The organism is Acetatifactor muris, assembly GCF_024623325.1.
GTDB lineage: Bacteria > Bacillota > Clostridia > Lachnospirales > Lachnospiraceae > Acetatifactor > Acetatifactor muris.
On sequence record NZ_JANJZD010000010.1, the window covers coordinates 110,717 to 136,671 of the forward strand.

At 50.0% G+C, this 25,955-nt stretch carries 20 protein-coding genes; 2 read left to right on the plus strand and 18 right to left on the minus strand.

Annotation, left to right across the window (positions count from 1 at the left end; all coding sequences use genetic code 11):
• Positions 1-8: 8 nt before the first annotated feature.
• From NSB25_RS11610 to pta, 10 genes are all read right to left on the minus strand, one after another.
• On the minus strand, positions 9-1,436 hold the full coding sequence (locus NSB25_RS11610; protein ID WP_103239812.1) for an aminopeptidase: 1,428 nt from the start codon (positions 1,434-1,436) through the stop codon (positions 9-11).
• Between the two features lie 63 nt (positions 1,437-1,499).
• Positions 1,500-3,941: a phenylalanine--tRNA ligase subunit beta gene (pheT, locus tag NSB25_RS11615; protein ID WP_103239813.1), complete on the minus strand. Its 2,442-nt coding sequence runs from the start codon at positions 3,939-3,941 to the stop codon at positions 1,500-1,502.
• A gap of 167 nt (positions 3,942-4,108) precedes the next feature.
• Positions 4,109-5,128: a phenylalanine--tRNA ligase subunit alpha gene (gene pheS, locus NSB25_RS11620; protein WP_103239877.1), complete on the minus strand. Its 1,020-nt coding sequence runs from the start codon at positions 5,126-5,128 to the stop codon at positions 4,109-4,111.
• Between the two features lie 96 nt (positions 5,129-5,224).
• Positions 5,225-5,386 (minus strand): hypothetical protein, encoded by a 162-nt coding sequence (locus NSB25_RS11625; protein WP_172455094.1) that lies wholly within the window; start codon positions 5,384-5,386, stop codon positions 5,225-5,227.
• 355 nt (positions 5,387-5,741) lie between these two features.
• Entirely contained in the window at positions 5,742-7,664 is a 1,923-nt protein-coding gene (locus NSB25_RS11630; protein WP_103239878.1) for a DNA gyrase/topoisomerase IV subunit B, read from the minus strand.
• 22 nt (positions 7,665-7,686) lie between these two features.
• Positions 7,687-9,003 (minus strand): ATP-binding protein, encoded by a 1,317-nt coding sequence (locus NSB25_RS11635; RefSeq protein WP_103239814.1) that lies wholly within the window; start codon positions 9,001-9,003, stop codon positions 7,687-7,689.
• Entirely contained in the window at positions 9,000-10,688 is a 1,689-nt protein-coding gene (locus NSB25_RS11640) for a TerB N-terminal domain-containing protein (RefSeq protein WP_103239815.1), read from the minus strand. The genes NSB25_RS11635 and NSB25_RS11640 overlap by 4 nt, the downstream gene beginning before the upstream one ends.
• Positions 10,689-10,826: 138 nt before the next feature.
• Positions 10,827-12,020, minus strand: a complete 1,194-nt coding sequence (locus NSB25_RS11645; RefSeq protein WP_103239816.1) for a C39 family peptidase — start codon at positions 12,018-12,020, stop codon at positions 10,827-10,829.
• 153 nt (positions 12,021-12,173) lie between these two features.
• The gene (locus tag NSB25_RS11650; protein ID WP_103239817.1) at positions 12,174-13,370 is read right to left on the minus strand and encodes an acetate kinase; all 1,197 of its coding nucleotides are present in this window, start codon (positions 13,368-13,370) and stop codon (positions 12,174-12,176) included.
• A gap of 105 nt (positions 13,371-13,475) precedes the next feature.
• A complete protein-coding gene (gene pta, locus NSB25_RS11655) occupies positions 13,476-14,477 on the minus strand; it encodes a phosphate acetyltransferase (RefSeq protein WP_103239818.1) in 1,002 nt (333 codons plus the stop codon).
• A gap of 235 nt (positions 14,478-14,712) precedes the next feature.
• Between pta and NSB25_RS11660 the strand changes: the two genes are divergently transcribed.
• A complete protein-coding gene (locus NSB25_RS11660; RefSeq protein WP_172455095.1) occupies positions 14,713-16,047 on the plus strand; it encodes a tRNA(Met) cytidine acetate ligase in 1,335 nt (444 codons plus the stop codon).
• Between the two features lie 8 nt (positions 16,048-16,055).
• Here NSB25_RS11660 and NSB25_RS11665 read toward each other — a convergent pair whose 3' ends face one another.
• The 7 genes from NSB25_RS11665 to NSB25_RS11695 form a co-directional block, all read right to left on the minus strand.
• Positions 16,056-17,420, minus strand: coding sequence for a PFL family protein (locus NSB25_RS11665; RefSeq protein WP_103239820.1), 1,365 nt, complete (start codon positions 17,418-17,420; stop codon positions 16,056-16,058).
• A gap of 91 nt (positions 17,421-17,511) precedes the next feature.
• Positions 17,512-17,784 carry an ACT domain-containing protein gene (locus NSB25_RS11670; RefSeq protein ID WP_103239821.1) on the minus strand — a complete coding sequence of 91 codons (273 nt, stop codon included), beginning with the start codon at positions 17,782-17,784 and terminating at the stop codon, positions 17,512-17,514.
• Positions 17,785-17,820: 36 nt separating this feature from the next.
• Positions 17,821-18,621: an MBL fold metallo-hydrolase gene (locus NSB25_RS11675; RefSeq protein ID WP_103239879.1), complete on the minus strand. Its 801-nt coding sequence runs from the start codon at positions 18,619-18,621 to the stop codon at positions 17,821-17,823.
• Positions 18,622-18,655: 34 nt separating this feature from the next.
• Positions 18,656-19,264: a dephospho-CoA kinase gene (gene coaE, locus NSB25_RS11680; protein WP_103239822.1), complete on the minus strand. Its 609-nt coding sequence runs from the start codon at positions 19,262-19,264 to the stop codon at positions 18,656-18,658.
• 22 nt (positions 19,265-19,286) lie between these two features.
• Positions 19,287-21,980 (minus strand): DNA polymerase I, encoded by a 2,694-nt coding sequence (polA, locus tag NSB25_RS11685; protein ID WP_103239823.1) that lies wholly within the window; start codon positions 21,978-21,980, stop codon positions 19,287-19,289.
• A gap of 47 nt (positions 21,981-22,027) precedes the next feature.
• The gene (locus NSB25_RS11690) at positions 22,028-22,375 is read right to left on the minus strand and encodes a zf-HC2 domain-containing protein (RefSeq protein WP_103239824.1); all 348 of its coding nucleotides are present in this window, start codon (positions 22,373-22,375) and stop codon (positions 22,028-22,030) included.
• An 87-nt stretch (positions 22,376-22,462) separates the two neighbouring features.
• Positions 22,463-23,743 (minus strand): O-acetylhomoserine aminocarboxypropyltransferase/cysteine synthase family protein, encoded by a 1,281-nt coding sequence (locus NSB25_RS11695; protein WP_103239825.1) that lies wholly within the window; start codon positions 23,741-23,743, stop codon positions 22,463-22,465.
• A 211-nt stretch (positions 23,744-23,954) separates the two neighbouring features.
• Here NSB25_RS11695 and NSB25_RS11700 point away from each other — a divergent pair, with 211 nt between their 5' ends.
• A complete protein-coding gene (locus tag NSB25_RS11700; RefSeq protein WP_103239826.1) occupies positions 23,955-25,361 on the plus strand; it encodes an MATE family efflux transporter in 1,407 nt (468 codons plus the stop codon).
• Here the strand turns inward: NSB25_RS11700 and NSB25_RS11705 are convergent.
• Positions 25,350-25,910, minus strand: a complete 561-nt coding sequence (locus tag NSB25_RS11705; protein ID WP_172455096.1) for a putative ABC transporter permease — start codon at positions 25,908-25,910, stop codon at positions 25,350-25,352. The two genes, NSB25_RS11700 and NSB25_RS11705, sit on opposite strands and share 12 nt — an antisense overlap.
• Positions 25,911-25,955: the final 45 nt, after the last annotated feature.

The following is a 25,955-nucleotide window of genomic DNA, read 5'->3' on the forward strand; positions in this document are numbered from 1 at the left end:
GCCGTCCATTACATTGATGCTCCTTCCGCAAACGCCATATAGCCGCGATATGTCTCGTATACGTCAGCCTTACTGGTGGCTTCCCAGGGAGCGTGCATATTCAGAACTGCCACTCCGCTGTCAATCACATTCATGCCGTACAGAGCCAGAATGTAAGCGATGGTTCCGCCGCCACCCACATCTACCTTGCCCAGCTCGGCAGTCTGGTACATAATTCCCCGGTCTTCCAGGACTTTGCGGAGATGAGCTATATACTCTGCATTCGCATCATTGGAGCCGGACTTTCCTCTGGATCCGGTAAATTTATTGAACACCATGCCTTTTCCGAGATAAGCGGCATTTTTCTTCTCAAAGCAGGAAGCATAAGAAGGATCATACCCTGCGCTGACATCCGAGGACAGCATACAGCTGCGGGCAAGGCATCTGCGCACGTTCAGTTCGCTGTATTCGCCGCTTAAATTCATCAGTTCCGCCACCGCATTTTCGAAGAAACGAGACTGCATGCCCGTTGCACCGACGGAGCCGATTTCTTCCTTGTCTACCAGAATGCAGCAGATTGTCCTGTCTGTATCCTTTACATCCAGCATGGCCCGCATGGAAGTGTATGCACATACTCTGTCATCCTGTCCATAGGCAAGAATCATACTGCGGTCAAATCCGGCTTCCCTTGCCTTTCCGGCGGGAACAATCTCCAGCTCCGCAGAGACAAAATCTTCTTCCTCAATATCGTAGGTCTCCTTCAGAATGTCCAGAATGCCTGCTTTCACGGCCTCTTTTGCCTTATCCTTCTGCTCATCCCCTTCTTTTTCCTTCTCACCTGCCTTTATCACAACAGGTCTGCTCCCCACAATCAAATCCAGCGCTTCACCCTCGATTACTTTTGAAGCCTTCTTCTCCAGCTGTTCACCCGCCAGATGAATCAGCAGGTCAGACACAAAGAATACAGGGTCATCTTCGTTTTCGCCCACATTCAGTTCCACTGTGGTACCGTCCTTTTTTACCACCACGCCGTGAATGGCCAGCGGCAGAGCAACCCACTGATATTTCTTCACGCCGCCGTAATAATGGGTATCCAGATAGGCAAACCCGCTGTCCTCATAAAAAGGATTCTGCTTCACATCCAGTCTGGGGCTGTCAATATGTGCTCCCAGGATATTCATACCTTCCGTCAGCGGCCTGTGGCCCATCTGAAACATCACGATGGACTTGTTCATGCATACGCTGTAAACCTTATCCCCTTTCTGAATCCGGGCGCCTTCTTCCATCAGTTTCTCCAGTTCCCGATACCCTTCCGCCTCAATGGTATTCACAATGGTGTCAATACACTCCCGCTCTGTCTTGCCGTGGTCCAGAAATTCCCGATACTCCCGGCTGATTTCTTCCATTTTCTCCAGTTGTTTTGCATCATAATTTTCCCAGGTGATTTTTCTTTCCATTTTTCTATTCCTTTCTTATTTAAAATTCCGCAACTGCCGATTTACAGTTCCTGGATTGTTCTTCTACTGGCGGAGTTCAATGCCCATCTGCTCCAGTCCATGCAGAATCTTCTTCATGGAAGCGCTGACATCCCCTTCCTCCAGCGTCCTGTCTTTTGCCCGGAATGTGATGGAATATGCCATTGACTTATATCCTTCTCTGATCTGCGCCCCTTCGTAAATATCAAACAGCTGATAGGACTCCAGGATTTTACCGCCTCTCTGGGCAATCAGCTGCTCAATGTCCCCTGCCAGAACTGACTTCGGCACCACCATGCTGATATCGCGGCTGACGGCAGGATATTTTGCAAGGCCCTCGTACTTTCGATCAAATGTGGTAAAAGGAATCACATTGGGCAGATCCAGCACCGCCACATAAGCCTTTACCCCGATTTCATAATTGTCCAGCACTTCCGGATGTACCTCTCCCAGATATCCCACAACCACATCCTCATAGCGAATCAACGCCTGACGGCCGGGATGCAGGAAAGGCTTTTCCGCTTCCGGGTCATAGACCGGCTTCTTCCGCATACCAACGCCGGTGAAGAACTCTTCTATCACACCTTTCATTGTAAAGAAATCGCCTTCCCCGTAAAAGCCCAGCGTAAACTGCATTCTCTCGTCGGGCAGTTCCGTCAGAGGCAGCTCCTTCGGCAGGTAAATATTCCCCAGTTCATACAGCCTTACATTTTTATTCCTTCTGTTATAATTGGTGGCGAGGCTGCTCAGCATTCCATTCAGCGTGACTGTTCTCATGATGGAGAAATCTTCCCCCAGGGGATTGGATATGGTAATGGCCCGGCGCAGCCTGCTGTCCCCAGGCAGCAGTAACCTGTCAAACACCTTCGGGCTTTCGAAAGAATAACTCATTCCCTGAGAGAAACCGCAGTATTCCGCAATATCCTCCGCTTTCTGCTCGATGCGCAGCTTATAGGAAAGTCTGCCTGCAGTGGCTTCTCCCGTTGGCAGAGTGGTGGGAATCCTGTCATATCCGTAAAATCTTGCCACTTCCTCCGCAATGTCCGCATCACAGTTTAAATCCTGGCGGAAATACGGAATCAGCAGATTTGTATTCCCCTCTTCGTCCTCCACGGCTTCTATCTCCAGCCGTTGGAACATTTCCAGCATTTCCTCCGGGCTGACCTGTGTTCCCAGCAGTCTGTTATACTTCTCAGGCTGAAAGAGAAGTCTCTTTCTGCTGTCCGCAGACTGCAGCGCAGGCTGAGCCACATCCACCATGCCGCCAACCACTTCGCCGCATCCCAGCTCTTCAATCAGCTGGCAGGCCCGGTTGACGGCTTCTTCGGCATTGTGAAGCTCCAGTCCCTTCTCGAATTTTCCGGAAGAATCCGTGCGAAGACCGATTCTCTTGGCCGATTTCCTGATATTGGGGCCATGAAATACAGCGGCTTCAAAGAGGACAGTGCTTACTTTGTCCGTAATCTTCGTATCTTCTCCGCCCATGATACCGCCGATTGCAACTTCCTTTTCCCCATCGCAAATCATGAGCACTTCACTGTCAAGCCTGCGCATCTGGCCGTCCAACGTCTGGAATTCGTCCCCGTCTTTCGCCCGACGCACAATAATCTTATGTCCGGCAATGGTATCCAGATCAAAAGCATGCATGGGCTGACCGTATTCCTCCATCACATAATTGGTGATGTCCACCAGATTATTGATAGGGCGGATGCCGCTGGCAGCCAGTCTGCGCTGCATCCATTTCGGCGAAGGCCCTATCTTGATATTCCTGCAGACTCTGGCACAGTACCTGGGACACAGATCCGGATCCTGCACCTCCACGCTGATATAATCATTCACATCTTCACCATTGCCTGTGGCCTTTACCACAGGGGGAACGAAGGGTTTCCTGAAAGTGGCTGCCGCCTCTCTCGCCACCCCCAGCACGCTGTAACAGTCCACGCGGTTGCTGGTAATCTCATATTCGAATACTGTGTCATGCAGCCCCAGCAGTTCCACAGCATCGTCTCCCGGCCGGGCCTCCTCCCCAAAAATGTAAATCCCTTCTTCCGGCGCTTCCGGATACATATTTCTGTCGGATCCAAGCTCTTCGATAGAGCACATCATGCCGTTTGAGGGGACTCCTCTCAGCTTTCCGGCTCTGATGGCAATCCCCTCCTCCGGAAGCGGACCGCCGTCGTGACCTCCCGCCACCTTTCCTCCATCCAGAACCACAGGAACCTTGTCGCCCACTTTTACATTGTGCGCCCCGGTCACAATCTGCACGGTCTCAGCGCCGATATTTACCTGGCATACAATGAGTTTATCCGCGTCGGGATGTGCTTCAATGGAAAGGATTTCACCCACGACAATTTTTTCCAGATTCCTGTCCCGTCTCTCGAATCCCTCAACCTTTGTGCCGGACATAGTCATCGCATCGCAGTACTCCTGATCCGTACATTCCAGTTCGGGTACATATGCTTTAATCCATGATAATGCTGTATTCATGTATCTTCATTCCTTTCTATCTTAGTTCCGCTGCCCTTCTCACAGAGCCTCTTCCATGGAAGGATTCCCGGACGCTTCCTCGTCCCTGAATCCTTCCGGGCCCTGTGAGAAGGGCTGCTGTCTTAGTTCCGCTGCCCTTCTTACATGGCCTCTTTCCACAACCCCTTTTAAAATTGCCGCAGGAAGCGTATGTCATTCTCGTAAAGCAGGCGCATGTCGTCGATTTCATATTTTAAAAGTGCAATGCGTTCCAGGCCCACGCCAAACGCAAATCCGGTGTATTCCTCCGGGTCAATGCCGCTCATTTCCAGCACATGCGGGTGTACCATGCCGCAGCCCAGAATCTCAATCCATCCGCTGCCCTTACAGAAACGGCATCCTTTTCCACCACATTTAAAGCAGGTTACATCCATCTCCGCGCTGGGCTCTGTAAAAGGGAAATGATGAGGTCTGAATTTCACCTTCGTCTCTTCTCCGAACAATGCTCTGGCAAATTCTGCCAGTGTCCCCTTCAAATCCGCAAATGTTATATGTCTGTCAATCACAAGCCCCTCAATCTGGTGGAAACAGGGAGAATGTGTGGCATCCACTTCGTCCGAGCGGAATACTCTGCCGGGGGCAATCATTCTGATGGGCAGTTTCCCCTTTTCCATCTCATGGACCTGGACACCTGATGTCTGTGTCCGCAGCAGAATGTCTCCTGTGATATAAAAGGTATCCTGTTCATCCTTAGCGGGATGATCTGCCGGAATATTCAAAGCCTCGAAATTATAATAATCCCGCTCCACTTCCGGGCCTTCCACCACTTCATATCCCATGCCCACAAAAATTCTCTCCACTTCCTCCAGCGCGATGCTGTCAGGATGTCTGTGCCCCAGTTCCCTTCTGTCGGCGGGCAGGGTCACGTCAATCACCTCGGCCTTCATTCTGGCCTCTCTCAGAGCTTTCTCAAGCTTTGCCTTCCGCTCTTCCAGCAGTTTCTCAATCTCTGTCCTGGCCTCGTTCACCATCTGGCCCACCTTCGGCCGCTCTTCCGGCTGCACATCCTTCATGGATTTCAGCAGATCAGTGAGCTCTCCCTTTTTCCCGAGAATGCTTACCCTGATCTCATTCAGTCTGTCCGTGGTATCGCAGTCCGTAATCTGTGACAACACCTTTGCTCTGATTTGCTCAAGTTTACTTTTCATGTTCTCCCTCGTTTCTGCGCTGCACATGCTGCATATATCCTGTAAGCGGAACTTCTGTTATCTGCGGCGCAGCGCCGCCGCTTTTCGTCAGATTTCTCAGTGACTCATTGTACCGTCAGGGCACAGAGCCTTCCTGCCCTCCGCACACCCCGGCAGACAGATAAACATGCCTTTTTCTGACAGTTCCTCCGCCCCGGATCTGCACAAAAAAATCCCCTGCAGTTCCGTATCCAAAACTGCAAGGGACGAAATATTCATTCCGCGGTACCACCCTGCTTCCTGCTGTCCTCTCAATTGTCGGACAGTCAGACTCTTCTTTTGCGCATAACGGACGCTCCCGGCCGATCTACTTGCGCGAACCACATTTCTCCCCTTCGAATACAGGTGGTCCTGCGTGTTCCATCAGGCGACTCCGGTGGGAAATTCGACATTCATCCGAACTTAAGGAAGCTTTCAGCCGGTAACTTCCCCTCTCTGCAAGAAAATGAATCTCTACTGTGCACCATCCATGCCTTTACCATCTACTGATACCTAATCATACTGATTTTCTCCTGAAATGTCAAGGAAAATTTTCAGGAAAGCAAAAAGCAAGCAAACAGTGGCAGCTGTATACTCAGATATCCAGCTCCGCATCCGTCGCATGGTTATAGATAAAAGTCTTTCTGGGCGGTACTTCCGTGCCCATAAGCAGCTCGGTCACCTCAGATGCCATTCTTGCATCCTCGATCTCCACCAGTTTCATCCTTCTCGTCTCAGGGTTCAAAGTAGTCTCCCAGAGCTGCTCCGCATCCATCTCTCCCAGACCCTTATATCTCTGCAAAGTAAACGGCCCCTTATGGGTCCTGCGGTATCTTTCCAGCGCCTTATCGTCATAAAGATACTGTTCCGCCCCCTTTGCCCCAAAAGCCTTATAAAGCGGCGGCATAGCGATGTATACATGTCCCTCGAAAATCAGCTCCGGCATAAAGCGGTAGAACAGGGTCAACAGCAAAGTGGAAATATGCGCTCCGTCCACATCCGCATCCGCCATGATAATAATCTTATCATAGCGCAGCTTCGAAATATCGAAGTCATTGCCATACCCTTCTGAGAATCCGCAGCCGAATGCGTTGATCATGGTCTTAATCTCCGCGTTGGCCAGCACTTTGTCAATGCTGGCTTTCTCCACATTCAGAATCTTGCCCCGAATGGGAAGGATAGCCTGGAACATGCGATTTCTCGCGGTCTTTGCGCTGCCGCCTGCGGAATCTCCCTCCACGATGAAAATCTCGCATTTGGAGGGGTCTTTCGACTCACAGTTGGCAAGCTTTCCGTTGGAATCAAAGGAGAACTTCTGCTTTGTCAGCATATTGGTGCGGGCCCGCTCTTCTGTCTTCCGGATTTTCGCCGCCTTTTCCGCACAGGAAATCACATTTTTCAGCGTCTCCAGATTCCGGTCGAAGAAATGAACAATCTCCTCCCCCGTCACCTTTGACACCACTTTCGCCGCATCCTGATTGTCCAGCTTCGTCTTCGTCTGTCCTTCAAATCTGGGGTCCGGATGCTTGATTGACACCACCGCCGTCATGCCGTTGCGCACATCAGCCCCGGTAAAGTTGGCATCCTTCTCCTTTAAAATCCCCAGCTGTCTGGCATAAGTATTGATGACATTGGTGAACATGGTCTTAAAACCGGTCAGGTGGGTTCCGCCCTCCGAATTGTATATATTGTTGCAGAATCCCAGCACATTTTCATGGAATTCATTAATGTACTGCACAGCTACTTCTACGGAAATCCCCTCGCTCTCCCCCCTGAAGTAAATGACATCATGCACCGGGTCCTGGGACTTATTCATATCCTTCACAAAGCCTGTAATGCCGTCCGGCTCGTGAAAAGTAACCGTCTCCCTGTCTTCCCGGCGCCTGTCTTCAAAAATAATCGTCAGATTGGGATTCAGATAGGCCGTCTCATGAAGCCGGCTTTTCACATCATCCTCCTTGAATCTTGTCTTGTCAAAGATGGTATCATCCGGAAGGAAATTAATGATGGTTCCCGTCTCTCTGGTCTTTCCGATGACCGGCAGCAGGCCGTTCTCAAGAGGAATCACAGGATTTCCCCTCTCGTATTTGTCCTCATAGATAAAACCGCCTGTCTTGACTGTGACAGTCAGCCTGGTGGACAATGCGTTGACCACCGAAGATCCCACTCCGTGTAACCCTCCGCTGGTCTTGTAAACCGAATTGTCAAATTTCCCCCCCGCATGGAGGGTGGTAAATACCAGCCGCTCCGCACTGATTCCTTTTTCGTGCATCCCTACCGGAATCCCTCTTCCATTGTCGGTCACCGTGGCAGAACCGTCTGCCTCCAGAGTGACGCGAATGGTATCACAGAATCCCGCCAGATGTTCATCCACGGAATTGTCTACAATCTCATATATCAGATGATTGAGACCTTTTGTGGAAACACTGCCGATATACATACCCGGACGCTTCCGCACTGCCTCAAGTCCCTCCAGCACTGTGATACTGGAGGCATCATAATTGCCTGTATTCGCCATTTGGTAAAACACTCCTTGTTTTCTATATCTCAAATTCCCGGAATTCATCGTGGATTTCCTCTTCCGAAATCCCGCCCCGGGCCATCTCGAAGCTGTTGTCCCCCAGGACCTCCGCCGCTTTCTTCTCAGGGTTCTGCTGCAGAATGTTAATCAGTTCAATAAAATCGCGGATAATTTCCCGGGGTGTAATGTGGCTCTCCGCACCCACACGATTATACTCCACCGTCAGAAAATAAACAAGATCTTCCTGCGTCATGGCCGGAGTATAGTGGTATAATCCCCCATGGATATTCAGCAGTTTCTCCACAAGAATATACATCTCCTCCTGTGTCAGCATCTGCAGACGGATAATGGGCGCCGACAAATCACGCAGGCCCTCGCCGGCAAAGTGTCCCTCCGCCAGCCTGGAGCGCAGTGCCTCATAGCTGAATACGCCTTTATATTTATCCTCAATGCACTGGGGGGTTCCTCCCATGAGGAATCCGATATGCCTGGCCTTTCCCTGCAGGACATCATTGTACATGGTCAGTATCTTTTCATAATTATTGGCCCTGGTGATGGAATTGGGTATCTTGAAAATATTCACCAGCTCGTCAATGATGACCAGCATTCCCTTATATCCTGCTCCCACCAGAAATGCCGCAAACAGCTTCAGGAAATCATACCAGGTCTCGTCCGTCACAATGAAATGAATTCCCAGGTCCTCCTTTGCCTCCTTCCGGGTAGGGTATTCTCCCCGAAACCACCGGAGTACATTGGATTTCAGCGCCGCATCATCCTCTCTGTACGCCTTCCAGTAAAGCACCACCGCTTTGGCAAATTCAAATCCGTTTACCATCCCTTCCAGAGAAGCGGCCACTTCATAGATTTCTCTCTCCACCTGTTCGTCGAAGTCTTCCCCCTCTTCAACCCCCCGCATGCGCACGGCGGTCCGGATACCGGAAATCCATTTCTCCAGCACCAAAGGCAGCGCACCACCGTCCGGCTTCGATTTGGTGGAAAGATTCTTCATCAGTTCCTTGTATGTGGCAAGGCCCTGTCCCTTTGTCCCGGCAAACCGACGTTCCGGAGACAGGTCCGCATCCACCACTGCAAATCCCTTTGCCGTTGCGTAATTTCGGATTGTCTGAAGTAGAAAGCTCTTCCCGCTGCCGTATTTGCCCACAATAAATCGGAAGGAAGCACCGCCCTCCTCAATCATCTCAATGTCGCGGAGTATCGCTGAAATTTCCTGTGTACGTCCCACCGTGATATATTCCAGTCCTGCGCGGGGCACCACACCGCCTTTCAGGGCGTTAATCAGAATATTTGCTATTCTTGCAGGTACCTGTCCGGTCATCTCAATCCCACCATTTCCTTCACTTGTTCTGCATAGTCATCATAGACTGCCGCTTCGTCATCCAGAATACTGTCCCCTGTGTAGTCCATTGCCTTCTCATTGATTCCGTCTATCAGCACCTCGACCATGATTCCGTGTTCATCTGCCAGATTCTTTATCTCTCCCTCTCCTGTCAGTATCATGGCCAGGGCTTCCAGCTCAATATCTGTCAGATTCTCTCTCAGCTCCGCCCAGCTGTCGGAGACTTCATACCGGTCCGGTTCCGGCAATGAAGCTTCCTGCACAACAGGAGTCGGCGCTGCTTCCTCCGGCACAATCAGCTTCTCCTGGATTACCAGCGCCTCCTGACGGATTTGCTCCAGACGGCCGGGATTCACCCTGACAATGGTCCTGGTCTCCTCCCTGTAAAATGCCGTCACCGCATCCGCAACCAGCTTTTCCGGGAAAATTCCTGCTTTCTCCAGCTCGTCCGCCATCACATCGCTGAGCAGACTGCGGTTCGCGGAAAGCTTGTGTCTGTACTTCGTCAGCTTCCTCAGCAGGACTTCCATTTCCTTCATCACATAGCCCACCAGCCGCTTTCCGCTCTCTGCGGTGATCACCGCGCTGAACGTCCACTGATTACCGCTGCACACATAAATTTCCCGCTGGGACAATACCACCTTCCTGTCTGCCTGCCTCCGGGACGGATAAAACAACGCATCCTGAAATGGTGTCCACACCGCCATTTTTCTGACCGGACAGAATACAAGATCATCAAAGGATTTTCCTTTCTCCGAAAAAGCCTCCCGCAGATGCTCCAGCACAGCACAAAAGCATCTCTGAATCAGGTCCTTATTATCATCGTTATAAAAAACGGAATTCTTAATATCATACTTTGAAACAGAACAAAAAAGAGCAAACTGATCGTCAGAATCCGACAGATTCGGATAATATGCGGCAAGGCCGTTCTCTTTCACAAAATCCGGAAACGACTGCTCCAGGCTGTAATAGATGTGATAATCCTTCAGCCATTTCACCACATACCTGTCCACTGTCTCATCATAGACCCTGTAGGCATCCCAGAACAGCATCAGTCTCTCCAGACCCTCCCTGGGATTGTCCACGCCGATATTATTAAGTAATTCATAGAGGTATACAAAGGCGTAAGACAAGGACAGATGCGTGATATTTCCCTGCCGGATCTGAGTCCTCCAGGTAAAATAAGTCCTGAGCTGATCATATCCCATCATCTGATAATCGGAAAAATAAGAAGAATACGGGACCTTCTTCTCGTATTCATCCTCAAAATCCTTCATCATCATTCCCTGCCGATAGAAGATTCCGGCATTTTCCCGCTGCATTTTCCTGTCGAAAAATCTGCGGCTGCCGAAATTCAGATACCGGTCCTCCCGCGCGATATCACGCATGCGATTAAAGAGCTCCCGAATCTCATCCTTCGGCCGCTCTTCCATTCTCTCCGGTATCAGGTGAGATGCCTGCAGCTGTACATCGGCATTCTCTCCCCGGACAGGAGTCGAATCATACTCTATCTCACAGTAAATATCTTCATTCAGAACCACTTCTTCCGGCGCAACAGCATGTTCTGCAGGCAGCAGAGCCTCTTCCTTCTCATCCTGTATCTGTTCGAACAGCTGAAACGCCTCATACTCCTTATCATATCGATTTCCCGTGCTCCCTGACATGGTCCCCGGCGCCCTTCTTCCGACTCACTGTTCCCGCATTTATGTTCCAAACATCTGTTCCATTGTAGCAAAAACGGATATAATAGTCAAGTCCGATCTTCAGCGCATTTTGACCGGCAGTCTCCCGGCAGCAACTAATCAGCTCCGGCCCGAAGCTGTCTCTTTCTCATAAACCCAGATATTCTTTATCTGCTTTTTAATTCTCTCATAAGCCCACTTTTCCCGACTTCTGGCCACACAATTAGAGTCATTGACATAAAAGCCCTCGGAATCATATCCGTATATCACGATGAAATGCCCACCTGCCGTAAAATCCCCCGGGCCCATGGAACAGATAATGATATCACCTCTGTCCAGAGCGGCCTTCATATTCTTTTCGGAGGTGGACGGCTGCGTCACATTGATACCATACTGCGTCGCCACATCTTCCAGCAAGGCCCATGCCGTCCCGGTTCCTGCCATATAGAAACCATTCTCCATACTGTACTCTGCTATTTTATCCGGGGTGAGTTCTTCGTTTCCCAGGAGATAATAAAGAACCATGGACAGACATGTGGGGCCACAGCCTGACAACCCCACATTGCTGTTGTCACCATATTCCGCATATCCCCATCTGGGGTCCCACTGCAGAAAGAGCGGATAGTCCTGCCCCTTTTCCAGCTCTGTCAGCTGTGGCTGCTGAACACCTCTCTGTATCTTCCCATCTTCCGTCAGATAATTGCTCACAAAATCAGCCATTTCCGGATTGTTGGCCAGCGCCTCCAGCATATCTTCCGGATAGGAATATCTGTTCTCATAGATACCCGCAATGATCTCGTCATCCGCCGCCAGTGCATTCAGCCGTTCCAGCACCTGTTTTTCAGTTCTTTTCATGGGCTTCTCCACCTCCGGCAGACCGCACAGACTTACGTAATCCACCGCCGGTTTCTGAACAGGTTCTTCCGGCTGAGAAAAGTATTCGGAATTGGGAACCGTATTTCCTTCCTCTTTCCGGATTTCTCCTTCGTTTCCCGCTATCTGGCTCACCGTCAGTCTGTTCAGCACCTGCTTTAAAGCGCTGTTGATATTCTTAACCTGCATCTCCAGCATCAGCATAAATATCATATTTAAGAACAGAAGCACACCTATAATCATCAGGGAAGTCTCTTTTTTCTTCCCCCCTGTCCTGTTTCCCCTGTATGGTGCACCGTTTCTGTTGTCTCTTCTCTCCATTCTTCTGTCGTCCCTTACCTTTCCGCTTTTGTTACTTATTTCCGCAGCAGACTTGTCATCCCGGCCGTCCCTGCCTTCTTTCTCTCTTCTTCTGACGACTTTACTCCAAAATTGTTTCAAAGCTACATCAAAACTGTATCATTCTGTAAAAAAACTGAAAAAACAATAGAAAGAACGCATTGCGAACTTTCTATTGTCATCACGCAAACTCTATGGCTTATGCAGAATCTCTTTGTCTGCGGCAATTCCGCTTTCAATAATTTCCTGTACTCTCTATCCCACAAGACGCACTGTTTCCCTTGCAATGGCCAGTTCCTCATTTGTGGGAATCACCATAACCGTGGTTCTGCAGCCGGGAACGGTAATTACAATGTCTTCTCCTCTCTTCCGGTTGGCCTCCTGGTCAAGCTCCACACCCAGATATCCCAGATATTCACACACAAAATTCCGTACCAGAGGCGCATTTTCTCCCACACCCGCAGTAAAGCAGATAACATCCACGCCATTCATGGCCGCCGTATAGGCCCCGATATATTTGGCCACATGATAGCTGAAAGTTTTCATGGTGCGGACAGCATTTTCATCTCCTCTGTGATATCCGTCCTCAAGATCGCGGAAATCAGAAGAAAGATTATCGGAGAGTCCCAATACCCCCGATTTTTTATTCAGCACTGTCATGATCTCGTCGATGCTTTTTCCTTCCTTATGAGCCAGGAACTCGATGATGGCAGGGTCGATATCACCGGAACGGGTTCCCATAATCAGTCCTTCCAGCGGGGTCAGACCCATGGAAGTATCCACACATTTCCCGTTCTTCACAGCGGAAACGCTGGCTCCATTGCCCAGATGGCACACAATAATTTTCAAGTCTTCGTAAGGTTTTCCCAACACTTCCGCAGCTCTTCTGGAAACATAGGAATGACTTGTCCCGTGAAAACCATATCTTCTGATTTTATATTTCTGATAATACGCATAGGGAAGTCCGTACATATAGGCCTCTTCCGGCATGGTCTGATGAAAAGCAGTGTCGAATACACCTGCCATAGGCGTGGAGGGCATCAGCTTCCTGCAGGCATTGATTCCAATCAGATTGGCCGGGTTGTGTAAAGGTGCAAGATCGTTGCATTCTTCCACCGCCGCCATGACTTCTTCATCAATTATCACAGACTGTGCAAACTTTTCTCCCCCGTGTACCACACGATGGCCCACAGCGCCGATTTCGTCCAGACTCCTGACCACGCCGGTCTTCGGATTGGTCAGTGCCTCCAGCACCAGACGAATGGCCTCGGTATGGTCCGGCATGGGAGTAACCGTTTTCTCCTTCTCTCCCCCGTCCGGTGTATAGGTAATCATGCTTCCTTCTATCCCGATTCTCTCGCAGAGCCCTTTGGCAAGACACTGCTCGGACTCGGAATCAATCAGCTGAAATTTCAGGGAAGAGCTCCCGCAGTTAATCACTAATACTTTCATGGTTTATATGTCCTTTCATATTTTAGTTCCGCAGCTCTTCGGTCAGTGCCATTTTTAGGAAGGAAGTTCTGCTGTTTTTAGTTCCGCAGATCTTCAACCTCTATCCTATGTCAGCTGCGCCTGTACGGCGGTCAGAGCCACCACACCCACAATGTCCTGCCAGGAACAGCCGCGGGACAGATCATTGACCGGCTTCGCAATTCCCTGAAGCATGGGCCCATAGGCTTCCGCCCCGCCCAGTCTCTGTACCAGCTTGTACCCGATATTACCGGCATCCAGGTTGGGGAATATCAGAATATTCGCCCGGCCTGCCACGGGGCTTCCGGGAGATTTGGATTTGGCGACGCCGGGAACCAATGCCGCATCCAGCTGCAGTTCTCCGTCCAGAGTCAGATGAGGATATTGTTCCTTTGCAATCCTTGTGGCCTCCACCACCTTGTCCACCATCGGATGCTTCGCACTTCCCTTCGTGGAATGGCTCAGCATGGCAATGACAGGTTTGGGGCCAATCAGGGATTTGAAGCTTCTGTAAGAAGTCTCCGCGATGGCGGCCAGCTCCTCGGCCGTGGGATCCTGATTCAGACCGCAGTCTGCAAACAGGAACGCACCGTTATCTCCCTGATCTTTAAACTGGGTATCCATAACAAAAAATGCGGAAACAAGCTTTACACCCGGAGCAGTCTTCAGAATCTGCAGTGCAGGTCTCAGCGTATCTGCTGTGGAATGACAGGCTCCGGCTACCATGCCATCCGCATCATTTGCCTTCACCATGACAATGCCGAAAGTCAGGTAATCATTCAGGAGAATCTCTCTGGCCTTCTCCTGTGTCATTCCCTTTGCCTTTCTGGTCTCATACAGAAGATTTACATATTCGTCAAGCTTAGGAGTATTGGCAGGATCTAAGATTGTCACACCGGACAGATCAACCTCCAGCCAGCCGGCACCGTCCGTAATCTTTTCCTCGTTGCCGATCATAATGATATCGGCGATTCCTTCTTCCACAATCTTAGCCGCCGCCAGCAATGTTCTCTTATCCTTCGACTCCGGCAGTACGATTGTCTTCCTGTCAAGTTTGGCCCTCTCCTTAATCTTGTCAATATATGACATATCTCTTCTCCTTTCCAGCACTTTTCTTTGTATTATTTTTTACTTAACAAATTGTATTATCCATATTATACTAAAAGAAGAAATAATGTACAAGGATAAATATGCGATTAATTGTATATTTTCAGATACACTGAATTTTTTTAATCTCTGATTTTTACTGATATTTAGCTGATGTAAATGCTTACATGGTATGTTATTTTTTTCACATTACCTTTTTATATTTTTGCACGAAATAATGATTATCATTGAGGATACGGGAATTTATATGAAAGTAAACGGAATCATTGCAGAATACAATCCTTTCCATAATGGACACAACTATCAGCTGAAAGAATCTCTCCGCCTCACCGGAGCAGATTTTACAATTGTCGTCATGAGCGGAAATTTTGTTCAGCGAGGCGCCCCTGCCCTTCTAGACAAGCATACCCGTGCGGAAATGGCCCTGCGCTGCGGCGCAGACCTGGTCCTTGAACTTCCGACGCTGTACGCAGTCTCCAGCGCGGAGTATTTCGCCGGGGGTGCCGTCACACTTCTGGATCAGCTGGGAGTCGTCACACATCTTTGCTTCGGCAGCGAATGCGGCAGGACAGAGTCACTTTGTCAGATTGCCGCCTGTCTCTCAGAAGAGCCCGCGGAATACAGTGCCGCCCTCCGACGCTGCCTGAAAAGCGGTCTCCCCTACCCTTTGGCCAGAGCCAGAGCTCTGGCGGAAGTACACACCCTGCTGCCGCAGAATTGCCTGTGCCTTCCGGAAACGGACGAATCTGTCTCCGGAAAGGGTCCTCTGCTGCCGGAAGCCTTTGATTCAATTCTTTCCTCCCCCAACAACATACTGGGAATTGAATATATCCGTGCGCTGTTGAACAGAAAAAGTTCCATGATTCCCATTACGGTAAAACGGCTTGGCGCCGGATACCATGATAAATTTATCTCCGGTTCCGATTGCCTGTGTTCAGCGCTTGCCATCCGGCAGGCATTATATAATGCTTCCCCAAAAGGGCCTCTCCTGCATATGCCGCCGGAATCTGAAATGCTTCTCCGGGCATGGCTGCGGGAATACAGGCCTGTCTGTTCCGACGCTTTTTCTTCTGCGCTGTATTATAAACTGCTGATGGAAAAAGAATCGGGATATGAGAAATATCTTGATGTGCCGGCCGAGCTGTCCAATCGAATCCGGAAGCAGCTGAACAGCTTCGCCGGCTATGAAAGCTTCTGTCATCTGCTGAAGACGAAAAATATGACTTACACAAGAATCAGCCGATGTCTGCTGCACATTCTTCTGGACCTCAAAAAGGAGGATATGATTACTGCAAAAGCACTGGATTATGTCCCTTATGCCCGGGTGCTGGGATTCCGCCGGGCGGCAGAGCCGCTCCTGGGCGCTGTCAGAAAATGCGCGTCCATCCCATTGGTGACCAAAATAGCAGACGCGGAAAAAAGCCTGTCCGCTGACGCATACAGGCTTTTGAGGCAGGATATTCAGGCCGGTGACTTCTTCCGCTGTGTTGCCTTCGAAGGTTCCGGAAAAGCTGTGGGAAGCGAGCTTTCTCTGTCACCGGTCATTGTGTAAATTATCCGCTAATTCTTGAAACTGTGTATCGGCGCGGGAATTCTTCCCTTTCGACTGACGAAAGCCTCACAGGAGAAGGAATTCACCGGCATAATCGGCGCATACCCCAGCAATCCGCCGAATTCCACGGTCTCTCCCACGCCTTTGCCGATGACCGGAATGATGCGGACTGCTGTGGTCTTCTGATTGACCATGCCGATTGCCATCTCATCTGCAATGATACCTGAGATGGTGGACGCCTTTGTATCACCGGGAATGGCGATCATATCCAGGCCCACAGAGCAGACGCAGGTCATGGCTTCCAGTTTTTCCAGTGTCAGCGCTCCTGCCTGCACCGCATTTATCATCCCCTGGTCCTCGCTGACCGGAATAAATGCGCCGCTTAAGCCTCCCACATAGGAGGAAGCCATCACCCCTCCCTTTTTCACCTGATCGTTTAAAAGTGCCAGAGCCGCCGTTGTTCCCGGTGCGCCTGCATATTCCAGTCCAATCTCACAGAGAATATCCGCCACGCTGTCGCCGACAGCAGGGGTGGGAGCCAACGATAAATCCACTATGCCGAAGGGAACCTTCAGCAATGCGGAAGCCTCCTGTGCCACAAGCTGCCCCACACGCGTCACTTTGAATGCCGTCTTCTTGATGGTCTCGCACAATATTTCAAAGCTCTCTCCGCGGACTTTTTCCAGCGCAGTTTTCACCACGCCCGGACCGCTGACTCCCACATTGATAACCTTATCCGCCTCCGTAACCCCATGGAAAGCACCTGCCATAAACGGATTGTCATCCGGCGCATTGCAGAACACCACCAGCTTTGCACAGCCAAGGGAGTCATTCTCTCTGGTATATTCCGCAGTGGAGCGGATGACTTCTCCCATCAGTCGCACCGCATCCATATTGATACCCGTCCTGGTAGAGCCCAGGTTCACCGAGCTGCACACTCTCTCCGTGGTAGAAAGCGCCAGAGGAACAGAGCGAATAAGCAGCTCATCCGCAGGTGTCATCCCCTTACTCACCAGCGCCGAGTATCCGCCGATAAAATTCACCCCCACGTCCGTGGCCACACGGTCCAGCGTCCGGGCCACAGAAGCAAAATCTTCCACGCTGTTGCACGCTGCTCCCCCCACCAGTGCTATGGGCGTCACAGATATCCTTTTATTGACAATGGGGATCCCGAATTCTCTGGATATCTCCTCCCCTGTCTTCACCAGGTCCCTGGCAGCATCGTATATTTTACGGTAAATTTTCTCATTCAACCTCTGCAGATCAGAATCAATACAATCCAGAAGGCTGATGCCCAGCGTAATCGTCCTGACATCCAGATTCTCTTCTGAAATCATTTTGTTCGTCTCTGTCACTTCATATAAATTTATCATAGATACTCCCTCTGCAATTTATCGGCTCAAATTTCACAGACTGCCTGACATGCCGGCTCTGCCCTCTATCCATCCTGCTTTCAGGCAGAGGTCAGATTCTGTGCATTTTATCGAAAATTTCTTCTTTCTGGCATTTAATCACCACGCCGATTTCTTCTCCCAATGCCGCCAGTTCATCAGCCATATCGCCAAATTGCTTCTTCATGCCGGCTGTATCCACAATCATCATCATATTGAAATATCCCTGTACAATGGTCTGGGATATGTCCAGGATATTGATTCCGTTCTCTGCCAGCCAGGTACAGACTTTCGCAATGATACCCACTGTATCCTTTCCCACCACAGTAATAATTGTTCTCTTCATCTTTTCACCCTTCCCGCGTTATCCATTATTTGTTTCCTAACTGATATGTATCACCGGACTCAGTTCACTGCGTCCCGCCACCCTGATATCAAAGTCTCCGGCCGCATAAGGATTGTCACCCATATTGATCTCCATCCGCACAGACTCAAAAGCCAGCTCCGGCAGGTTATTCTCCTTACTGAGATGCCCCAGCAGCACGGTCTGCAATTCGTCATGCAATATCCGGCTCAGAAGTCTTCCCGCATTTTCGTTGGACAGATGTCCTCTGTCCCCCAGTATCCGCTGCTTCAGATAATAGGGATAAGGGCCTACCTGCAGCATATTCACGTCATGATTTGCCTCCAGCAGCAGTGCATCCATACCCTTCAGGCATTCCACCGTATATTCGTTATAGACACCGAGATCTGTACAGACTGCCACCTTTTTGCTTCCATAGGCAATCCGGTACCCTACCGGCTGAGCCGCATCATGAGATATCCGCATGGAATTCACGGTCAGATCTTTAATGGTGAACTTCCTGTCCTCCTGTATCGTCTGGAACAGCTCCCCGTCCACTTTCCCAAGCCCTTCGCAATCCTTTATGGCCCGTATGGTGCCTTCCGTCGCATAGACAGGAATCTCGAATTTCCTGGCGATAACGCCCAGTCCCTGTATATGATCCGCATGCTCATGGGTAATTAATATTCCGTCGATGTCTTTTCCCGTGAGCCCCAGCTCTCTCAGGCCTTTCTCTATCCTCTTTCCGCTGATTCCCACGTCCACAAGCAGGTGAGCCGCCTCCGATCCCACATAAATACAGTTTCCGCTGCTTCCGCTTGCTATACTGCACAGTCTCATCTTTGTTCTCTCTTCCATGTATACTGTTCCGGTGTCAGATATAATGGCAGCCCAGCTCTGCCAGTCTCCTGTCAACCTGCAGGCAGCTCTCCTGAAAAGAACCGCCGTTGTCTATCACCAGGCTGCAGCTTTCCCGGAAACGTTCCTCCGTCAGCTGACTGGCAAAAATCCGGGATATTTTCTCGTCGCTGTACCCTCTGAACTCCTGCAGGCGCTTCCTTCTGACCACCTCATTCGCATAAATATACCACATTTCATCCACCAATGCAAGATAGCCGCCTTCAATCAACAGCGCTGCCTCCACAAAGAAGAGCTCTGTCTCTCCTCCTTCCTTCGCATGCTGCAGCTTATCCAGCAGCCAGGTCTTCACTGCCGGATGAATGATTTGATTTACCTGTTCCAGAAGAGCAGGGGATGCAAATATCCTATCCGCCATTTTCCCCCGGTCAATGGTTCCGTCTGCTCCGGTCACTTCCTGCCCCAGAAGCTTCAGCAGTCTCCCATAGGCAGGACTCCCCGGTTCCTTTACCAGATGGGCCACCTCATCCGCCAGGTAGATTTCACATCTGTAATGTTGTCTTATATAGTTCAATACTTCCGACTTTCCGGCCCCAATTCCGCCGGTAATTCCGATAAAGTACATGCTGCTCCTCCGACGTCACTTCCTACTTCGCCTCATACCAGTTCTCTCCGGTATGCAGATCCACCTCCAGCATCACAGCCAATTCCGCAGCGTTTATCATCTTCTCAGTGAGAATCTGCCGCACCTGATCCTCCTCCTCCCGATAGGTCTCAATGACCAGCTCATCATGCACCTGCAGAATCAGCCTGGATTTCAGTCCCTGCTCCCGCAGAGCCTTCCACACAGCAATCATGGCAATTTTAATAATGTCCGCCGCACTTCCCTGTATGGGAGAATTCATGGCCACTCGTTCTCCGAAGGAACGCTGCATGAAATTGGAAGAAGAAAGCTCAGGTATGGGGCGCCGTCTGCCAAACATGGTGGTGATATAGCCCTTTGCCTTCGCATCGCTGACCAGTCTGTCCAGAAATTCCTTCACACCCGGGTATGTGGCAAAATACTGTTCAATATACTCCGCCGCTTCCTTCTTGCTGATACTGAGATCCTGGCTCAGCCCAAAGGAGCTGATTCCGTATACAATGCCGAAGTTTACCGCCTTTGCATTTCTTCGCTGCAAATCAGTCACTTCTTCAAAAGGTGTATGAAACACCTTCGCCGCCGTAATCCGATGGATATCCTGATCCATATGATAAGCTTCTATCAGCTGTTCGTCTCCCGACATGTGGGCAAGTACCCGCAGCTCTATCTGCGAATAATCCGCATCCATAAAGATACAGCCTTCTTTTGGCACAAATACTTTCCGAATACGCCTGCCCAGCTCCATGCGCATGGGTATATTCTGCAGATTGGGCTCTGTAGAACTGATTCTTCCGGTAGCCGTAATGGTCTGGTTGAAATTAGTATGAATTCTCTGATCTTCCCCGATATAAGCAGCCAGACCATCTGCGTAGGTGGATTTCAGCTTCGTAAGCTGCCTGTATTCCAGGATATCCTTTACAACAGGAGCCTCCTGGGCCAGCTTTTCCAGCACATCCGCCGCTGTGGAATACCCCGTTTTGGTCTTCTTCCCTCCGGGGAGCTTCATGGTATCAAATAAAACCTCCCCAAGCTGCTTTGGCGAGTTAATGTTAAATTCCACTCCCGTCTGACTGTGAATGGCTTTCTCCAGTTCCTCTATCCCTGCCACCAGAGCGTCACCGTAGGCTTTTAATTCCTCCCTGCGCACCTCCACGCCTTCCCGCTCCATATCATACAGCACAAGAGACAGAGGCATCTCCATCTCCCGCATCAGTTTATCCATACCTGTCTCTGCCAGCTTCTTCTCCAGCACGTCCGCAGCCGCAGCCGACACATAGGCCCCATAGCAGCAATACTCGGCAAACTTATCCGGCAGTTCCGCAGCCGCCTCGGTCAGTTTCTTCTTCCCGAAGCTTTCCACCCGGCCGGGAATTATCATTTTCAGATGCTCCGAGGCAATGGTTTCCAGGTCATAATCACTTTTCAGCGGATTCAGCAGATAAGCGGCAATCAAAATGTCAAAATACCGGTCGGTATTATCTTTCTTCAGATACCGGTATTGCCCTTTGATATCAAAAGCTGCAATCCCCGCTCTTCCCGAAAGCGCCTCCAGTTCCCGGTAAAGCTGCGCCGTATCGGCATCACCTCCGCCGCAGACAGTCTCTTCGAAAAAGGACAGCTGCACATTTTGCTCTATGGGCAGCGCATACATGACGGTCTCTTCCATTGTGGAAATTGCCGCTCCCAGCGGCGTATTTCCATCCAATGCCACAAAGAGACCAACCCGCTGTCCGTCTGCGACTTTTTTCAGCTGCTTCAGGAATTCCTTCTGGTCCTTCGCTTTGCTGAAAGTTCTGGTCACATCGCCGGCCTTCTTCGCCTTCCCGCTTCCAAAACGGCCCAGCATATTTTTAAATTCCAGCTTTTTGAACAGCTCATAAGCTTCCGGCGTGAAAAAATCTTCCGCTTTTGCCGCCTCGTAATCCAGCGACACGTCACTGTCTGTTTTAATGGTAGCCAGTACCCTGCTTAAATCAGCCAGCCTGCGATTCTCTATCAGGGACTCCCGGATACTTTTTTTAGATATTTCCTCCACATGGGCATAGATATTCTCCAGGGAGCCGTATTTCACCATCAGTTCCGTAGCCGTTTTCTGCCCCACTTTCGGCACACCGGGTATATTGTCCGAAGTGTCTCCCATCAGCGCCTTTAAATCAATAAACTGAACGGGTGTCACCTGATATACCGCCGCCACATCTTCCGGATAGTAATCTTCCACTTCCGTCCTTCCCGATTTTGTTTTGGGGATTCTAATCTTGATATGCTCATCTGAAATCTGCAGCAGATCCCTGTCACCGGACACCAGAGATACCTCCATTCCGTCTGCCGCCGCCTTTTTCGCCAGCGTTCCCAGAATGTCATCCGCCTCCAGACCTGCCTTTTCCACAATGACGATATTCATGGCCTGCAGCACATTTTTCATCACCGGCAGCTGTTCTATCAGCTCCTCCGGCATGGGCTTTCTCGTACCCTTGTAGGCTTCATACATCTGATGGCGGAAAGTCGGGGCGTGCACATCAAATGCCACCGCAAGAAAATCCGGCTTCTCCTCCTCCAGAATTTTAAACATGATATTCAGAAATCCATACACGGCATTCGTGTGCAGTCCCTGCGCATTACTCAGATCCGGTACACCATAAAAAGCTCTGTGCAGAATGCTGTGGCCATCTATCAGTACAAGTTTCTTATGCTCTGCCATCCATTTACCACCTTTGTCCAACTTCCTTCAAATTTCAATACACAATTTCACAGCAATATCCAGATAACAATCCCGATCAGTATCCCTGCCGCCACAAATTCCATGGCACCTCCCAGATATAAAAAGGCACTGTGAAACCGGATTTTCCGCCTTGTCTCTTCCAGCCGCTGCCGCAGTTCGAACTGCAGGTCAAAAGCATTTCCATCCTCCAGGCGTCGAATTCCTTCCATCACCAGAAACTGGATGTCCAGCTCTTCCTCGCAGTCAGCACACTGTTCCATATGCTCATAAAACTTCTTCAGCGCAGGATAATCCAGCTTTCTCGCGATGAAATCGGGAATCAGCTTTTCGAACTGCTTGCAGTCCATACATTCCCTTCTTCCCCATATATCCAACTTGCCACCTCCCTGCGGTGTTATGCCACAATTATAACGCAATCATGGTATAGACAGCCAGTCCGGCCGTCTCCTGCCTCGAAAAGGTCATCCGCACACAGCGTTCAGCGCCTGTGCGATATCTGCAATCAGGTCATCCTTATCTTCTATGCCGCAGCTGATGCGGATTAACTCTGCAGGTACGCCTGCCTCTCTCAGCTGTTCATCAGTCATCTGGCGATGCGTACTGGATGCAGGGTTCAGGCAACAGGTCCTGGCATCTGCCACATGGGTCTCAATAGCCGCCAGCTTCAGATTCTTCATAAAAATCCCAGCGGCCTCTCTGCCGCCCTTCAATCCGAAGGAAACCACACCGCAGCTGCCATTCGGCAGATATTTCTGCGCCAGAGAATAATATCTGTCCCCCGGAAGACCGCAGTAATTAACATACGCCACCTTCTCATGTCCGGAGAGGAATTCTGCCACGGCCAGCCCGTTTTCACAATGCCGTTTCATGCGCACATGCAGACTCTCCAGTCCAAGATTTAAAATAAAGGCATTCTGCGGACTCTGAATGGAGCCGAAGTCTCTCATCAGCTGCGCGGTACATTTGGTGATAAATGCCCCTTCCTTTCCAAATCTTTCGGTATAGGTAATGCCATGATAGCTGTCATCCGGCGTACAGAGTCCGGGATACTTATCCGCATGTGCCATCCAGTCAAATCTTCCGCTGTCAACAATGGCGCCGCCCACCGCCGCACCGTGTCCATCCATATATTTTGTGGTGGAATGGGTCACAATATCCGCGCCCCACTCAAAAGGCCTGCAGTTCACAGGTGTTGCAAACGTATTGTCAATAATCAAAGGTACTCCGTGGGCGTGAGCACACCCGGCAAATTTCTCGATATCCAGTACTGTCAGGGCCGGATTGGCAATTGTCTCCCCGAACATGGCCCTGGTATTCTCTCTGAAAGCCGCGTTCAGCTCTTCCTCGGAGGCATCCGGGCTCACAAAGGTAACATCAATTCCCATCTTTTTCATGGTTACGGAAATCAGGTTAAATGTTCCGCCATAAATTGTGCTGGAAGAGACAATATGATCTCCGCAGCTGCAGATATTAAATAATGCGTAGAAGTTGGCCGCCTGTCCGCTGCTGGTCAGCATTCCGGCCGTACCGCCCTCCAGCTGGGTAATCTTGGCCGCCACATAGTCATTGGTAGGGTTCTGAAGCCTGGTATAGAAATAACCGCTGGCCTCCAGATCAAAGAGTTTCCCCATATCCTCACTGGTATCGTACTTGAAAGTAGTACTCTGAACAATGGGAATCTGCCGGGGTTCTCCGTTTCCAGGCGTGTAGCCTCCCTGTACACATATACTGTTTATCTTCATAGTCTCCTCCTTATCTCAGCAGAACTTCTTTTCCAGTATACACACTCGGAGTCGGAAATTCAACCTTTTATCGTTCTGAAATGGAAAATTGAAATGAAAATTACGGACTTCCCTTACCGGATAATACAGGAGAAAGTCAAAATAGTCGGTAGTTTTTCCCGGCAGAAAGGAGTATATTAGACAACAATGTATAAGAAAGAAGGCTACTACAATGCGCGGCAATCAGAAAATCGACATGACAAAAGGACCCATCATGAAACTGGTAATCCTGTTTGCACTCCCTATCTGCATCGGCAACATACTGCAGCAGCTCTATACCACCGTTGACACTCTGGTAATCGGCAATTTCTGCAGTTCCGTTTCCCTGGCTGCAGTGGGGACCAGCGGGCAGCCTGTGGAAGTGGTGCTGTGTATCTTTCTGGGCATCGGTACCGGTGTATCCATTCTGGTATCTCAGTATACCGGAAGCGGTGATACGGCAAGTATGCGGCGGCTCGTGGCCACAGCCGGAACCTTTATCTATGTATGCTCTGTTCCGCTGACCATTCTCGGTATTCTCTGTGGTCCGCTGATCCTGAGATTCATGCAGGCGCCCGCAGACGCCTGGGAACCTGCAGTATCCTATCTGCGCATTATTTTTCTGGGAACACTGGGAAATATGGGCTATAATATGAATGCGGGGATCCTGAGAGGGCTGGGTGACAGCAAGTCTTCGCTGTGGTTTCTCTTCCTGTCCTGCATGATCAATATCGTACTGGATGTTCTGTTTGTGGCGCTTCTGGGAATGGATGTTGCAGGTGCGGCGCTGGCCACTGTTCTGGCCATGTATGGCTCCTGGGTTTTCAGCATACTCTATATCCGGAAAAAGTATCCCGATCTGGAATATTCCGTTCTTCCCAGGCGAATGGACCGGGATATTCTGCATTCCATTGTTTTCGTCGGGCTTCCCCTGGGGTTGAACAATTCCATCTACTCCATCGGACACGTTCTGATGCAGTCCCTTGTAAATGCCCAGGGTTCCACTTTTATGGCCGCCTGTTCCGTGGCCTCAAAGGTCACCGGCATTGCCAATATTGCCATAAGCTCCTTTTCCTCCGCCGCAACTACCTTCTCAGGTCAGAATCTGGGCAGCAGTGATTACATACGCCTGAAAAAAGGCGGCATTACAATTCCTTTTTATTCAGGAATTTTCACCTGCATATTGGGATTGCTGGTCACCTTTTTCTGTCGTCCCATCCTTGGCTTTTTTACAAAAGATACAGCGGTTCTGGATATGGCGGCGATCTATATATGGGTGGTTCTTCCCTTTACCTGGACCTTTGCCGTCTTTAACTGCATTATCTGTTTTGTCAACGGTATGGGAGAGGTAAAATACCCGACCATTATAAATATCCTGATGCTGTGGGTGGTGCGTATTCCCAGCGCCTATCTCATCGGCCGCTTTATTAACGGAAATTATATTATGGCCTGTTTCCCCATCAGCTTTGTCTTTGGCATGAGCTGTATGTTTGCCTACTTCCTCACTAAAAAATGGAAAAATATCCTGCGCCTGGCTGCAGAACAATCCGACAGACAGGCCGCGGAGCAAGTTGACAGGCAGCCTTCTTCACATCTCTGAAATGCCGTCTCCTGTATTTGGCTGTACCGCACAGTAAGTGGCGTCCGCAATGAAAACAATCAATAATACCATACACAGCACAAGACGCCACTTGCCTGAAAGCCTGCGATATACTTTCTCATAGTAAGGCAGAATCAGACAGATCAGCGCGGTTCCCCCCAGGCCAAAAATCACCGCGCCCGAGAGACATACTCTTCCGTTCAGATTCAGGAAATGTCCGCTGTAATCCCACCATCTGATTCCCCAGCGAAGCTCCAGGAAATAGCTGGTCAGATACTCCAGCACAGAGCATACAAGCATTGACAGGAAAAATACTCTGAAAGGTTTCCTTCGGTATGAGCGAAAAAAGAAGCAAAGCAGAAGTCCCCCAACACCATAAATGGGAAGATAGGGACCTCTGTAGATGCCTCTGTTGATAAATGCATGATTCGTAAAAAAGAACAGAATTACCTCCCAGAGCCAGCCTGTAAAGGCCAAAAAGAAAAACAAAAGTACATAATAATCAAATTTCCGATAATCACTTTTATCTGATATCTTTTTTTCATTCATACCTGAAGTATGACCGGATTTGATTATTTTATTCCCCGGAACGAC